This is a genomic window from Desulfomonile tiedjei DSM 6799 (assembly GCF_000266945.1).
Lineage (GTDB): Bacteria > Desulfobacterota > Desulfomonilia > Desulfomonilales > Desulfomonilaceae > Desulfomonile > Desulfomonile tiedjei.
On sequence record NC_018025.1, the window covers coordinates 917,492 to 933,263 of the forward strand.

Sequence of the window (15,772 nt, forward strand, 5' to 3'; positions counted from 1 at the left end):
CACGCAGGGGCGTGGATTGAAACATCTTTTCCAAAAGCAACTTGATCTGATGCTCGGGTCGCCCCTCACGCAGGGGCGTGGATTGAAACACCGGAGTATTTCCTGAATCCTCGAAATGCCCTGTGTCGCCCCTCACGCAGGGGCGTGGATTGAAACAGGACAGGCTCAACCGCAAGGGATCACCGGAAAAGTCGCCCCTCACGCAGGGGCGTGGATTGAAACGAGCAATGCTGTAAATGCTGGGAGAACTATCAAAGTCGCCCCTCACGCAGGGGCGTGGATTGAAACTCAATTGCTTTTTGAAGCGGGTAAAATTTAACTGTCGCCCCTCACGCAGGGGCGTGGATTGAAACGCTTCTAATTTCAGCTTCCAAAGGGAATCCACAGTCGCCCCTCACGCAGGGGCGTGGATTGAAACTATAGGTCGGAGAAGCATTCCGGCAGTCCATTCGCGTCGCCCCTCACGCAGGGGCGTGGATTGAAACTCTGTGGTCAAAGATCACCTTCAGGAAGGGTCCACGTCGCCCCTCACGCAGGGGCGTGGATTGAAACCGAGACCTACGGCTTCCCTGCCGATTGGGAACAAGTCGCCCCTCACGCAGGGGCGTGGATTGAAACCTCGAACTCGACGTGCTCAACTCCAAAGAGCTTGTCGCCCCTCACGCAGGGGCGTGGATTGAAACAGGTTTTCCATGCTACCAGGATTGACTACCAGCGTCGCCCCTCACGCAGGGGCGTGGATTGAAACTTTACTATCTCGGAAACACGCATGCCGGTTCCGAGTCGCCCCTCACGCAGGGGCGTGGATTGAAACAGCTTTTGAGGCTTCCACGACAAAGAGAACCATCGTCGCCCCTCACGCAGGGGCGTGGATTGAAACACCCCAAAGCTGGTCAGAGAAGTTCTTGAACCGTGTCGCCCCTCACGCAGGGGCGTGGATTGAAACATTGGTGGGAACCTTTATTACATCCAGGATGTGGTCGCCCCTCACGCAGGGGCGTGGATTGAAACAAGTCAAAAGATGCACTGTCGTTTGCGGAGAAAGTCGCCCCTCACGCAGGGGCGTGGATTGAAACCGCATTCATGAGCGCAATATCCATAGTGTTCTGTCGCCCCTCACGCAGGGGCGTGGATTGAAACTCGTTGAGCTCGAGCGGTCCTAGACATTCCGGACGTCGCCCCTCACGCAGGGGCGTGGATTGAAACTCCCAGTAAGTGTAGAGTCCCGCCAACGTAGATCGTCGCCCCTCACGCAGGGGCGTGGATTGAAACTATGCTAGAATTCCTCTTTGCAGCGTTGCGCTGAGGTCGCCCCTCACGCAGGGGCGTGGATTGAAACACGGTTCGAGCCCCCTGGCCGTTCACGCCATCAGCGTCGCCCCTCACGCAGGGGCGTGGATTGAAACTCCGTCCCCAACCTGAATCTTGACCGCTTTCCCAGTCGCCCCTCACGCAGGGGCGTGGATTGAAACAATCGATCTGGCAGTGCGGAGTAAACGGCTCATCAGTCGCCCCTCACGCAGGGGCGTGGATTGAAGCAACTGGAATGTGAGGGTTTCAGAAACCGGGCAGGTAGTCGTCCCTCACGCAGAGGTACTTCGTTTCACACGGACGCAATCATCTTTCGGAAGAAGAAACCAAGAATGATTTTCCCATTATTCAGATAGCAAGCGGAGGCTGAGAGAGTTGCATCCGTCTATCTGCTGCGCAAAATAACAAACGGTTAGAGTCGACTCCTTGATGTTTTTGCAGCACCGGTTCCCCAGAGATGAGACATGTTTCATCTCTGTCTCACGGCAGAGCAGGCATGTCCCATAATAGGACGGGATAGTGAGGACGCAATCAAAGACAAAGTTAATGCGCTCCCCAACAGTGCGTATTCACGGAGTTAATTATGTTTACTCAAGTTCCGCTCAGGTGGCATACCAAATGCATAATTCGGGTTGGAACCAAAGGCACTATCCTTGTAACGACATACCTCACCATCCAAGGAGTCGCAAATGCACTACCCTCTTTATAGACCGAGAAGATTGAGGAAAAGTGAAGAATTTAGAAGGATGATCAGAGAAACGAGGCTGTCAGTAGACGATCTCGTTTCTCCTCTCTTTGTTGTGCCTGGCAAGAATGTCAAGAAGCCAATTTCGTCCATGCCGGGCAATTTCCAGATGTCCACCGACTTCATAGTGGAAGAAGTGCGAAAGATAAAAGGTTTGGGCATCCCGGCCGTCTTACTTTTCGGAATACCTGACAGCAAAGACGAATCTGCTTCGGGAGCTTTTGCCAAGGACGGAATCATCCAAACAGCAGTAGCAGAGATCAAGAATGCGGTTCCTGATATCATCGTCATTACCGATGTGTGTCTCTGCGAATACACCAGCCATGGTCACTGTGGTATGATCCGAGGCACGGAAGTCGACAACGACCCGAGTATCGACATCCTCGCCGAAACCGGTTTGTCCCATGCCGTTGCCGGAGCTGACATGGTGGCTCCTTCCGCTATGATGGACGGACAGGTGTTCGCAATAAGAAAAGCCCTTGACCAAAATGGTTATGCGGGCACCCCCATCATGGCCTACTCAGCCAAGTATGCGTCATGTTTCTACGGTCCATTCAGAGAAGCCGCTGAAAGCGCTCCACAATTCGGCGATAGAAAAACATACCAGATGGACCCGCCCAACAGCAACGAAGCCATGAGAGAAATTGCCCTGGACATTGAAGAGGGTGCAGACATTATCATGGTGAAACCGGCTCTTCCATATCTCGACGTCATTCAAAGAGCTAAAGACATGTTTGATTTGCCGGTTGCAGCTTATAACGTCAGTGGCGAGTTTTCCATGATTAAGGCGGCAGCCAAACTAGGATGGATTGACGGAGATCGAGCCATGATGGAAGCGGTAACCGCGATTAAGAGGGCAGGAGCAGATATCATCATTACCTATTTTGCACCGGAGATAGCCAGGTTTCTTCAAGACCAGTAGACAAAGATTGCATATATAGCCAGCCGGTCCTCATATTATCTTAACGGTCAGGATGGCGTGGTCGTCACCGAAATGACGGTTGAAATCTGAGGGTTCCCATTTGCGGCCACGCTGTTGGCGAAGGAGAAATCTTCTCGATCGGCTGCTACCGGTCATGACCGTATTTTTCCAGCTTGCGATACAAGGTACTCCTGGAAATGCCCAATTTCTTGGCGATTTCATTCTTACTGAGCGTCGATTTGAGAAGTCTCAGTACCAGCTCACGTTCAACCGAGTCAATTCGTTCAGTCGCGTAGTCGCTATCATTACTCAATCGCTCATCAACAATTTCGGATGGCAGGAGACAACTGGTAAGTCGGTTAGTGGGAGCTATATTCATCATTCGTTCCAGCACGTTCTGCAACTCCCGCACATTTCCGGGCCAGTGATACTGCATGAATTTTTCGAGGACATCATTGTCGACAGCGATAATTTCTTTGCCCATTGACATGCTGATTCTTCTAAGAAAGGAATCGACCAGGAAGGGAATGTCCGTCTTTCTTTTCCTGAGAGGTATCATCTGAAGCGTAAAAGCATTCAAGCGATAATACAAATCCTCCCTGAATGTGCCTTTTCTGACTTCCTCCTTCAAGTTTCTGTTGGTGGCGGCTATGATCCTGACATTTATCTTGGTCACTCTCGTCCCACCGACTCTTATTATGGATTTGTCCTCAATAATCCTTAATAGGGCCGTCTGTAATTCCAGCGGTGCATCGCCAATCTCGTCCAAGAAAATCGTGCCACCCTCGGCAAGCTCGAATTTCCCAGGGCATCCTCCTTTTCGGGAGCCTGTGAACGCACCGTCAGAATATCCGAAAAGCTCGCTGGAAATCAGATCCCGTGGAATGGTAACGCAGTTTACGGCAACATATGGACCATCACTCCGGCGGCTACCATTATGAATCGCCTGAGCGAAGATATCTTTTCCGGTCCCGCTTTCCCCCAAGAGAAGAACGTTGGAATCAATCTGGGTCGCGATTCTAGCCAATTCTACCGTTGCTAAGAAATCCGGATGATTTCCGATCACGTCCTCAAACTGGAAGTTGGCCTGAGCTCCCATCATTCTGGTAGCCAGAGTCCTTGCCCTCTTGATCTCGTTGAGAATAATGAGCTTACCTATCACCTTATTCATGGAAACGATGGGGTTGCAGGTCAGCGTAAAATCGGCGAAAGAATTCTTGAATTGTATTCTTACCTCGATGTCCGTTAATGAATCATTATTGTTGATATGGTCTAATAGCTTGCTGTTGTTCCTTTGCCAAAGGGAGTTAATGTTCATAGCCGGGTGTCCGTCAGGGTGGGATCCAAAGAGTTTCTTGGCATTGTTGTTCATCAGCGAGATAGTCCCATCGGTATCAATGGCTATGATTATTTCCGGAATAGAGGAGATGACTGTCCTTTGAAAACTGTCAGCAATCTGGCACTCGGCAAGCGCTTTTCTGAAGCGGTATTCGTTTTGGATCGCGGTGGCTGAGGCTACAACCATCCCCAGGGTATGCGGATGAGCCAGCTCGTGGTGGCCGGTCATATCTATGACGCCTACCAGATGACCCTCAGAATTGCGAATTGGCGCTCCGGAACATGTCCATCTCCGTGAGTTAATGCAGTAGTGTTCACAGCCACAAATCTGGAGAGGCTTTCGCAATGCCAGGACCGTACCCACCCCGTTCGATCCGGCAATCTCTTCTCTCCAACAGGCCCCGACGACGAATTGTCCCTGTTTGATGCTTTGCAGAATGTGATCGTCTCCCACAAGCTGTATCAGGAATCCGTCCGCATCTGCCAGCGCAACGACGAAGCTCGATCCTTTGACAAACTCGTAGAGATGTTCCATGAAAGGGCGGCTGATTTCGATCAACTCGCTATTAGTTTCCAATAGATCGTCCAGCGCCTTTCCCTCAAGCACCAAAGGGATTGACACAAGGTACGGGTCGACTCCCTTTGATTTACATCTTTCCCATGCATCCAAAACCAGGGCTGAGATGATTGAGCGGTCAACTTCCCCCCCGCGCACGAACTTACGCCACTCACTGTAGATACTGTTAAACCGTTCGACAGTATCCAACATAGCTTTCCTCCTTTGCACCGGCCGATTATTCCGGTCCAAGAACGGAGCGTACACGGGAATCTTATGGAGAGGTCACGTAGCATTTTTGTCCCAACTTGAGACAACGTGTGTCTCGCAACGGGACAGTTATACTTCACCACAAACTGAGACGGAAAGCAAGCGCATTCCCAGTTTGTTGTAATCACTGACAAAAGCAGGATCTTCTAATTGGCATACTAAGTGCTAATTGAATCTGCATAGCCCACTGACGATTCGGTTCAGATGTGAAGCATGCGTTTGAATATGTAGGTCCGTTTCAACTGAAGCAAAGCCATGAACCGTATCCGTCGTGGTTCAGGTTGCATCCCGGTCCGCAGTGACTACGGGTCGGGATGCCAGACAGAATAACAGCGTAACAGATACCCAGAGATTCCCGACGATAATTCCCTCCACAGGAGTAAGCGTGACATGAACAAATCAAAGGTAGCGATAGTTCGTTACGAGACCCCGCTTGCGTCCGTTCGCAGAGCCATTGACCTGTGCCACGGACTCGATCATCTTCCCGCTTCAGCAAAGGTCTTCATCAAACCAAACATTGTCTATTGGAGTAAGACTGCTCCTTTTCCCAAGTGGGGAGTCGTTACCACTTCTCGTGTGGTGCACGACATGGTCGTCTTGCTTAAGGAGCGAGGAATCGACGACATCTCAATCGGCGAAGGAACCGTAGTTTATTTCCCCAAGGACCGCGAGACAGCGCAGCATGCGTTTGAAACCCTTGGCTACAATGTCCTCAAGAAACGTTACGGCGTTAAAACGGTAGATATTTTCGCGGGCGCATTCGAAAAAGTAGACCTTGGAGACGGTGTCGAGTTCAACTTCAATGCCGACATTCTCCATAGCGACTTTGTTGTGGACATTCCCGTTCTTAAGACGCATGCCCAGACGGTAGTCAGTCTTGGGATCAAAAACATAAAAGGCGTGATCGACATGAAATCCCGCAGGAAGTGCCATTCTGCGGATCCTGAGAGAAATCTGCACTTCCTGGTGTCGAAGCTGGCCAATAAGATACCGCCGTCCGTCACTGTTTTGGACGGAATCTTCACCAACGAACGGGGCCCCGGATTCGATGGGAGGATGAGAAGAAGCAATATCCTGGTCGCCTCGGCGGATATGTTTGCAGCGGACAAGGTCGGCGCCAAGATACTCGGTTATGAGCCTTCCGACGTGCCGCATTTGGTCTACGCAGCCGCGGAAAGAGGAAGATGCCTGGACTTGTCGGATGTCGAGGTGATGGGAGAAACGATAGAGGACGTGGGCCTCAAACTCGAATATTCTTTCGCGTATAACGCGTCCGACACTTTACCGGCTCCTATGGAAAAAATGGGGCTTAAGGGGGTGGCTTATCCAAAATACGATCTCAGTATGTGCACGTACTGCTCCTATATCACCGGTGTGAATCTCACCGCTATTGCCCGCGCTTGGAAAGGAGAACCTTGGGACGATGTAGAAATCCTTACCGGAAAGGTTATGAAGCCGACTCCGGGAAAGAAGACAATTCTCCTTGGAAGATGCTTGTACGAGGCCAACAAAAATCATCCCGATATAGACAAAATGATCGTAATAAAGTCATGCCCTCCTTCACCGGATGCTGTTGTCAAAGCACTGCATCAAGTCGGAATACAGGTGGATCCGGCTCTGTTCGAGAACGTTGATGCGGCACCGGGGATGTACATGAAGAGGTACGAGGGAAAGCCCGAGTTTGATGAATCTCTCTTCAAGGTTGATGCCTGACCGGGCACGGAGGTGAACCTGAAGGCGATTACGAGAGTTCTATCGTCATAGATGACTCTTACAGGGGCCGATTTCGCTTGAGGTTACAGCATGTCGTACGCCAATGTTTAGGGAAGCAAATTTTCCCGCGTAGTGGCATCTGAGACATGTCTGGAGGAAATGAATTCGAAGAGTCCGCTTCCTTGGCACATGCGGATGTTAATGCCAACTGAGTGCCTCAAAAGCGCAGTCCCGTACGATTGTCACTATAAAGGCAAGCAGTTGCGAATCTACAGACCTTAATAAACAGGGAGACTGGAAACAATGAGTACCGAAGATACCAAGAAGTCTTTGGACAAGAGGATGAGCCTCAAAGAGGCAATTTCCCGTTTCGTTTTCGACGGTTGTTCCATCGTCTTTAGCGGCATGGGTGGCCAGCAGGTCGTAGCGCCAACCTATGAGATATTGAGGCAAGGACAGAAGAACCTGACATTGATAGGCGATAGCCCCTGTGAGTGTGGGGATTATCTCATCGGCACGGGACAAGTAAAGCGAATCGAAGTGGCCTGGCTAGCGTTTGCCGTGGCAGGGGTCAGTCCCAACTACCGGCGAGCTGTCGAACGGGGCATACCGGGAAAAATAGAAGTTTACGAGTTTTCGAACTACACCATGGGACTCCGGTTAATGGCGGGGGCTCTTAACATTCCCTTCATGCCTACCAGGTCTCTCATAGGTTCATCTATCGCAGAGTACAACGAGATGATCAAGATTATCGACGATCCTTACGGGAATGGGAAAGTGGCTTTGGTTCCGGCAGCAACTCCCGATGTTGCGATCGTACACGTCAACAGGGCTGACAAACTGGGAAATTCGCAGTTCCTGGGCTTCTCTTCCAACGCGGAGAATATGGCCAGGGCGGCGAAATCAACCATAGTCACTTGCGAAGAAGTTGTCTCAACCGATGAAATACGAAAAGCGCCAGGACTCACAGGCATCCCTCAGTACGTGGTCGATGCGGTAGTAGAGGTCCCTTACTGCTGCCACCCCTGGAACATGCCTTATGCATATGCCTACGATATTCCGTTTCATATGGAGATGATGGCGGAAATAGAAACGGAGGAAGGGTTCAAGGCCCGTATGGATGAATGGGTAATGGGCTGCAAAGATCATGAAGATTACTGCGAGAAGGTTGGTTGGAACCGCTTGAGAAAGCTTACACAGATTGAGAGGAAATTCTGTAAGTGCGCTTCCTAACATCAATCAAAGAGTAGCTGCAACGAAGAAGAATCTTGAAGGAGTGAGTCGTGAGCACAAATAACAAAGAATATGCCGAGGATTATACGCTTCAAGAGTTACTGGTCGTATCTGCGGCCAGAGAAATCAAGGACAACGAAGTCGTGTTTGTGGGCGTCGGCATTCCGTGTCTGGGTGCGCTGGTTGCCAAACTAACCCATGCGCCGAATGTTACCATGGTGATGGAGGCTGGATGCATTGGACCCACGCCGTACAGACTGATCCTTGGTATAGGGGACAACTCGTGCATAGAAAACGCCATATGCGTCACCTCCCTTTGGAGGGCGTTCGCGGACCAACAGCGGGGCTACTTCGATCTGGGGATGCTAGGTGGCGCTCAAGTAGACAAATACGGCAATCTCAACAGCACCGCGATCTTTGGTGACGGAGACTACAACCGCCCCAGAACGAGATTGCCGGGAAGCGGCGGAGCTAACGATATTGCCGTTTCCGCGCAAAGAACTCTGATTATGATGAATCAACAAAAACGGCGATTCTTGGAGAAGGTCGATTATGTGACCTCTCCAGGATATCTCGATGGCCCAGGCTCACGGGAGAAATGCAGCTATCCCGGAAAGGGGCCATCGGTCATCATCTCGAACATGGCCATTTTTCGGTTCGATCCTGAGACAAAAGAGGCGTACCTCGATTCAGTCCATCCCAAGGTCACGGCTGACGATGTCAAGAAGGAAGTCTCCTGGGATCTTAAAATTTCCCCCGACTTGAAAACCACTGAGCCTCCTACCAAGAACGAAGTGGATCTCATCCGACTTCTTGACTCGGAAAAGATCTATACCGGTGGTGGACTGAAGAGTCTTACTTTCGACAACTATCTCAAGATGCTGGACTCCTCGTATGAAAAGCTGAAATCGATGTTTGTTTGCTAAGGCGCGGCCTTTATGAGGGAATCCGACGAGGTTACACGATTATATCAGTGCTGCGACTTGAGCTTGCAAAAACAGGGGTATCAAACGGTGAATATAAAAGAAGTTGTTGTTGTCAGCGCATGCCGGACGGCAATCGGCGACTTTCTCGGTGGATTGAAGGATGTACCGGCAAGAGACCTTGCTATCGTCGTAGGGAAGGGCGCAGTGGAGAGAGCCGGAATCTTGCCTGAGATGATTGATGAAATATGCATGGGACAGATCTACAGCGCTATGCAAGGCTCACTGCCGGCCAGACAGGTTGCTATGCAAATCGGTCTGCCGTTCAGGAGCGCGGCTGTCACGGTGAATCAGAATTGCTCTTCCGGTATGAGGGCTGTTGAGATCGCCAGCCACAATATCATGCTGGGAGAAACCGAAATTGCTTTGGCAGTGGGAGTGGAGAGCATGAGCAGCGCTCCGTATCTGATTCCAAAAGCCAGAAGCGGCTATCGAATGGGTCCTGGGAGCATAGAGGATCACATGCTTCATGACGGGTTGGTAGATGAGCTGGTCCCCGGGCACATGGGTGTGACTGCCGAAAATGTCGCTGAAAAGTATGGCATCAGTAGGAAGGAATGCGATGATCTCGCTTTTATCAGCCACACCCGGGCAGTCGGCGCCATCGATAAAGGGCTCTTCGACCGTGAGATCGTACCAGTCGAAATCCGGACAAGAAAAGGCGTCACGGTTTTTTCCGTCGACGAGCATCCGATTCGGGACGTTAGCCTTGAGAAGATGAGTCAACTGCCCACAGTCTTTAAAAAGGACGGGGTTGTCACGGCAGCCAATGCATCAGGCATCAACGATGGAGCATCCGCAGTAGTGCTCATGTCCAAGGATAAGGCAAGAGATCTCGGCATCAAGCCTCTTATGAAGTTGCTCAGTATCTGCAGTGAGGGTTGCGACCCCAAGCTGATGGGGATCGGTCCAGCCTTTGCCATTCCTAAATGTCTCGGACAAGCGGGTCTGCGATTTGACGACATTGAGTACTGGGAAATTAATGAAGCATTTGCAGCCCAGTGGCTCGGCGTCGGAAGGGTTCTCAAGTCCGATCATGGCATAGAGCTGGATATGGAGAAAGTAAATCATCACGGCTCAGGCATAGCATTGGGGCATCCTGTGGGTAACACGGGGGTGCGAATTATCGTGACCCTTTATTACGAAATGGCGAGATTGGGGCTCACAACGGGTGGAGCTTCTCTGTGCGTGGGCGGAGGACCGGCTATGGCGTCTCTCTGGACAACAGACGTGTGAACCACCGTATGGCGCCGAAGAGGGTGGCATTGAAGTACTGTGGCGGCTGCGATCCAGGTTTTGACCGCGTCGAGTATTTCAATCGTGTTCGATCTGCTGCCGGAGAGGCTATTGAGTGGGTCACGCTGGAGGATTCCGACTTCGGAGCCATTCTGGTGATCTCCGGATGTGAGACCGCCTGTCCCGGAGTAAGCATCGATCCTTCAGCCTATCACTGCATTGTGTCCGTCAAGGACGACAGATTCGATCCTCAAGAAGTCGTTGACACTCTCTTGAAGTGAAGGAAAAGCTATGAAGGTCAAAACGAAGAAAGATTACATCGCGAGTCTGAAAGACCAGGAAGTGGTCATTTATTATAAAGGCGAGAGAGTTGGAGATCGGACAACACATCCGGCCTTTGTTCCACATATAAATTCCGCGGCCAAGACCTACGAGCTGGCCCTGCAGCCTGAACACGAAGACCTGCTGACTGCTACCAGCCACATCACGGGTAACAAAATCAACCGCTTCACTCACATTCATCAATCAGTGGACGACCTCATAAAAAAAGTCCAAATGCTCAGGGTAATCGCCCATGAAACGGCAAGCTGCTTCCAACGCTGCGTGGGATTTGACGCGCTCAATTCTCTTTATATCACCACCTTCGAGATAGACGAGAAGCACGGAACCGACTATTTCACTCGTTTCCGGAACTATCTCGAGAAAATCCAGGAAGAGAATTTCATGCTGGTCGGCGGCATGACCGACCCTAAAGGGGATCGCTCCAAGCGCCCGAGTCAACAGGTCGATCCCGATCTTTTCACCCACGTAGTCGAGAAGAGAGATGAGGGGATTGTCATTCGAGGTGCAAAAGCCCATCAAACAGGGGCCGTAAATAGCCACGAAATCATGATTGTGCCAACACAGAACATGATGGAGGGTGACGAAGAATACGCCGTTGCAGCCGCAATCCCCTTGAGTGCAAAAGGCGTTACGATGATTTTCGGCCGCCAGACCAACGAAGAGAGAAAGCTCGAGTGCGGAATTGATGCCGGTAACAGCGAGTTCGGCATGGTCGGAGGCGAAGCCCTTGTTGTATTTGATGACGTCTTCGTTCCGTGGGAAAGAGTTTTCATGTGTGGCGAGATTGATTTTACGGGCGTCCTCGTCGAAAGATTCGCTACCCTCCACCGTCAAAACTATGGAGGATGCAAGGGAGGAGTTTCGGACATCGTCATCGGTGCCAGCGCTCTTGCAGCACAGTACCAGGGCACCTTGAACGCATCTCATATCAAGGACAAACTGGTGGAGATGCTCCATCTTGCGGAAACCGTCTATGCAGGGTCCGTGGCATGTTCGGCCATGGGTTCCAAGACAAAGAGCGGGGCCTACTACCCGGACCCACTTCTTGCAAACTGTACCAAGCAGAATATCACCCGGTTCATATACGAAATATCAAGGCTTGCGCACGACATCGGCGGGGGCATCCTGGCTACGCTCCCGTTCGACACAGATCTGAAGCATCCTGAAATCGGGAAGTACGTAGAAAAGTATCTGAAAGGGGTTGAAGGCGTCTCGACGGAGACTCGGATAAAGGTTCTGCGGCTGCTGGAGAATATGACAGGCGGGACAGCGCTCATAGAAAGCATGCACGGTGCGGGATCCCCGCAGAGCCAGCGGGTCATGTACCAGAGGCTCGGGAAACTGGGTGAAAAGATGAAGATGGCTAAGAAGGTCGCCAAAGCTGATGAATAAGATCAGGGTATTCATTCAGTTATGCGTGGGAAAAATCCCCCCTTCCCTCCTTTATAAAAGGGGGGAAAAGAAGGCACGTGGCAATTCCCCCCTTAATAAAGGGGGGTTAGAGGGGATTTTGAAAGTCAGTGGTATCATGATCATACGAGAAGATCCCTACTCTGCGTAACTGAACGATTACAGATCAGGCAATGGCCTTTGATTCTCATAACCGAGGAGGTTTGATAGACGCTGCAAACCGGTCTCCCCACGGCCGGAAATCCTTACGGCCTTACTTGGAGACGACTTTCGGCTGGGGACAGAGCAGCAACCGGCGGCTTCCGCCCCTTTAACACCGTGACCGGGAGTCGACTTGGTCCAGGAAGAATCCTTCACTGCGCGGAAGCGACTTCCGTTTCACACGGTAGAAACATGAGGAGCATCAATGAGTGGACATCATTGCAGGACCATCGGACCAATAGCGAACACTACAGCGGAGGTACGGGACAATGAATGAGAGCATCAAAGGTGCTTGGGGATATCGTCACGTAATCTTGGCGATTGTGTGGCTACTCTATCTTATCAACTACTTTGACCGGATCAGCGTCCTGACCTTCTTGCCGTACATCCAGAAGGACTTATCACTAAACGCTATCCAGCTTGGCTGGCTGGCCTCGATCTTTTTCTTCGGTTATTCTCTTGCCCAGTTCTTGGCTGGATATCTTGCCGACAGAATCGGTCCTAAGAAAACGATGAACATAGCCATATGGGTTTTCACTATCATTACCGGCTTGACCGGACTCGTTCGAAACTATTGGCAGTTCATTTTCCTTCGTCTTGGTCTTGCTGTCGGCGAGGGACAGCATTTCGCTCCCGCCATCCGCATGATCGCAAATTGGTTTCCAAGGGCTGAAAAGGGCCGGGCCAACGGCTTCTTTTCCACGACCTGGGCCGTAGCGCCTGCCGTCGTTCCGATAGCCGTCACTCAAATAGCAGCAGTCTTCTTTGACGGGGCATGGAGACCGGTGTTTTTCGCGCTCGCAGTGCCGGGCTTTATAGGAGCCTTTTTGCTTTGGAGATATGTCAACGATTCTCCCAAGGTCATGTATGAGCGAGGAAAGGTAACCAAAGAAGAATACGACTTGATTGTCTCCTCGGTCGATGTTGAAGCTACTGAACATGGAAAAACGTACAGCGCTAAGGTCTTTCTCACCGATATCCAGTTCTACCTCTACACTGCAGGGTTGGTCATGGTGTTGATGATCTATTGGGGGATGACCACCTGGATCAGTACGTTTCTGGTCAAGCAGCACGGTATGAATCTCAAAACCATGGGCTTCTATGCATCGCTGCCTTACATCGTGGCTTTTTTCTCGATGTTTATCGGCGGCTGGGCCGCGGACAAATGGTTTGAGGGGAAGCCGAAGGTGGTAACCGTTATCTCCTTCCTCGGCTGCATCCCGACCCTCTACTTCATCGGGCAGGTTCCCAAGGGCGACACCAATATGCTGCTTCTATGGCTGGCGGTTGGCGGTTTCTTTGTAAATCTGTCCTGGGGCATGATGTACTCGTTTCCCGGCTGGCGGTATCCCAAGGAACTGGTGGGACGAGCGGTTGGCGTCTCCAATGGAGTCGGTCAATTCGGGGCCTTCCTTTCTCCTTTAGTTGCGGCCTATCTGGTCGTTGAACTTCCCGACAAGTCATTCGATTTCGGTGGCGTCTTTATTTTCTGGTCGTTGTTGGCCATTGTAGGCGCTGTCGCCATTTCCTTCCTCAAGGAAGAGTCAATTCTGGCACAGACCGCCGGAGCAAAAGAGGCAACGGCCGCGTGACACTGGCATTGCGAGCGAAGCGAAGCAATCGCCTGACATTAAGCGCTTGAGTCCCAGGCGATTGCCACGTCGCTCCGCTCCTCGCAATGACATGTCCCCCAACGTCTCACCTCCGTGGGTAACTGAAGGAACCCTTTCGCCGCATTTGCGGGGTAGATTATCTCTCCGTCCACATCTGCTCTAGACACTTGCGGAAATTATCGGCAAAGCGTTTTGCGTCCATAAGAGGTGACTGAGACACTTTTTGTCGCATGGAGTGCCTGATCTTGGATAGTTTATCCAGGTCGGAAGCCAGTTGGATAGCCTTGTGAATATAGCCTTCAATGTCATGCGCAACAAGATCTTCGTGTCCTGAGTTGATTATGTGACTCGCGGAATGCCTGTGACAGAAGCGGTCTCCTGTAAAGGTTACTACCGGAACTCCCATCCACAAACTGTCACACGTGGTTGTGCCTCCTGCAAAGGGAAAGGTGTCCAGGGCAATGTCTACATCGTTATACGTGCGGAGATAATCGTGGAACGTTGTCTTGGGAAGCAAATCCATACGATCGCGTGAAATGCCTAATGAAGACAGTTTTTCTGCGAAGCTGTCTCGGATAGTTGCATCGTTCAAAGCTTTTCCCCTCATGACGAGCCTTGATCTCGGGAGTTGGCCCAAAATTTCGGCCCATGTTTCAAGTGCTTTATCCGAGATTTTCGCAAGTTGATTGAATGAACAGAAAGTAACGAACCCGCGGCTCAGAGCGGGGAGGGGACCCACGTTTGGAGCAGGCGGCACTTCGTAACAAAGGAAACCATCAGGCATGCGGACGATTTTCTCAGTATAGAGGTGCTCATGCTCGGGGGGCACGCAAATTCTGTCAGCAATCAAATAATCCATACAGTCCAGACCGGTGGTGTTGAAGTATCCCATCCAGCTTGCCTGAACCGGTGCAGGTTTGCGTGCGAAAACCAAAAGTCTGTTATGCCCTGTGTGACCTGACAGATCGATCAGTATGTCTATCCGGTCTCGCTGGATTCCCTGGGCCAGTTCAGGATCTGTCAGGCCGGCCGTGTCTCGCCATTGGTCGCTTTGAGACCGCAACCAATCCGTCCTCCTATCCGGAGCAACCACATCCGAATAGCAGACTGCTTCCCAGGATTGCCGATTTCTCGCTCGGAATAGGGGAGAGAGAAATCGACCCACCGGGTGCTCCTGAAAGTCGAATGAGACGAAGCCCACGCGCAGAGGCTTTTTCGTAACGTCTCGCGGCGGGTGTCGAACAATTTCCCCGGATAGTGGTAACGCATGTTGTTTGTTCCAGGCTCGATGTTCTGCAGCCATTTCTTCCGCAGTATACTGAGGGCTGAAATTCATATTAAAGAGCACGTTGGAATGGGCCATGATAAAGTGAGGATTTAGTTCAACGGCTTTGCGGTAACAACGGATCGACTCTTCGACCCTGCACTGGGCAAGGTGGACGCCGCCAATGTTGTTCAATGCATTGGCATTGTCCGGATTAATCTTCAGCGCCATTTCAAGCAGCTCTTTTGCCTGGTCGTATCGTTCCCTCTTGGAATAGATGTGTCCAAGATTGTCGTGAGCCAAGTCGTGATTAGGATCGATCTCGATGGCTTTTTTCAGCACCATAACCGCTTCATCGACGAGACCGATCTGGTTCAAAGCGTTTCCCAGATTCGACAGCACCGATGCGTTCTTCGGCTCGTACGTCAAAGCGTGCTTGTACAGGCCGATGGCGTCGATATGTCTGCCTCGTTGCCTGAGAAGCGCACCAAGATTCATGAGAGCAGCCACAAACCTGGGATTTCTTCTGAGTATGCTGCGGTAGATGTTTTCCGCCCTGTTGAGATCGCCTGCTCTGTGAAATGATGTTGCCTCGTCAAACGCTTTTTCCAACAAATTTTGCATTGAGTTTCCTG

10 protein-coding genes and 1 CRISPR repeat array (1 of these 11 only partly in view) are annotated in these 15,772 nt (G+C 51.2%); of the genes, 8 read left to right on the forward strand and 2 right to left on the reverse strand.

What is annotated here, in order from left to right:
* A CRISPR array of direct repeats spans positions 1-1,539; the repeat unit is 32 nt; unit sequence GTCGCCCCTCACGCAGGGGCGTGGATTGAAAC; it begins 5,757 nt to the left of the window's first position.
* 461 nt (positions 1,540-2,000) lie between these two features.
* Positions 2,001-2,978, forward strand: coding sequence for a porphobilinogen synthase (hemB, locus tag DESTI_RS03985; protein ID WP_014808682.1), 978 nt, complete (start codon positions 2,001-2,003; stop codon positions 2,976-2,978).
* Between the two features lie 145 nt (positions 2,979-3,123).
* Here hemB and DESTI_RS03990 read toward each other — a convergent pair whose 3' ends face one another.
* Positions 3,124-5,085 (reverse strand): sigma-54-dependent Fis family transcriptional regulator, encoded by a 1,962-nt coding sequence (locus DESTI_RS03990; RefSeq protein ID WP_014808683.1) that lies wholly within the window; start codon positions 5,083-5,085, stop codon positions 3,124-3,126.
* A gap of 447 nt (positions 5,086-5,532) precedes the next feature.
* Between DESTI_RS03990 and DESTI_RS03995 the strand changes: the two genes are divergently transcribed.
* The 7 genes from DESTI_RS03995 (at position 5,533) to DESTI_RS04025 (ending at position 13,852) form a co-directional block, all read left to right on the forward strand.
* A complete protein-coding gene (locus DESTI_RS03995; RefSeq protein WP_014808684.1) occupies positions 5,533-6,855 on the forward strand; it encodes a DUF362 domain-containing protein in 1,323 nt (440 codons plus the stop codon).
* Between the two features lie 303 nt (positions 6,856-7,158).
* Positions 7,159-8,088 carry a CoA transferase subunit A gene (locus tag DESTI_RS04000; RefSeq protein ID WP_014808685.1) on the forward strand — a complete coding sequence of 310 codons (930 nt, stop codon included), beginning with the start codon at positions 7,159-7,161 and terminating at the stop codon, positions 8,086-8,088.
* A 50-nt stretch (positions 8,089-8,138) separates the two neighbouring features.
* The gene (locus DESTI_RS04005; RefSeq protein WP_014808686.1) at positions 8,139-9,014 is read left to right on the forward strand and encodes a CoA-transferase subunit beta; all 876 of its coding nucleotides are present in this window, start codon (positions 8,139-8,141) and stop codon (positions 9,012-9,014) included.
* A gap of 87 nt (positions 9,015-9,101) precedes the next feature.
* Positions 9,102-10,307, forward strand: a complete 1,206-nt coding sequence (locus DESTI_RS04010) for a thiolase family protein (RefSeq protein ID WP_041286742.1) — start codon at positions 9,102-9,104, stop codon at positions 10,305-10,307.
* An 8-nt stretch (positions 10,308-10,315) separates the two neighbouring features.
* A complete protein-coding gene (locus tag DESTI_RS04015; protein WP_157212092.1) occupies positions 10,316-10,588 on the forward strand; it encodes a hypothetical protein in 273 nt (90 codons plus the stop codon).
* A 10-nt stretch (positions 10,589-10,598) separates the two neighbouring features.
* Complete coding sequence (locus tag DESTI_RS04020; RefSeq protein ID WP_014808689.1) at positions 10,599-12,041, forward strand: 4-hydroxyphenylacetate 3-hydroxylase family protein; 1,443 nt, start codon at positions 10,599-10,601, stop codon at positions 12,039-12,041.
* Between the two features lie 488 nt (positions 12,042-12,529).
* Entirely contained in the window at positions 12,530-13,852 is a 1,323-nt protein-coding gene (locus tag DESTI_RS04025; protein ID WP_014808691.1) for an MFS transporter, read from the forward strand.
* A 157-nt stretch (positions 13,853-14,009) separates the two neighbouring features.
* Here the strand turns inward: DESTI_RS04025 and DESTI_RS04030 are convergent, their stop codons facing one another.
* Positions 14,010-15,761, reverse strand: a complete 1,752-nt coding sequence (locus tag DESTI_RS04030; RefSeq protein ID WP_014808692.1) for an O-linked N-acetylglucosamine transferase, SPINDLY family protein — start codon at positions 15,759-15,761, stop codon at positions 14,010-14,012.
* Positions 15,762-15,772 lie beyond the last annotated feature (11 nt).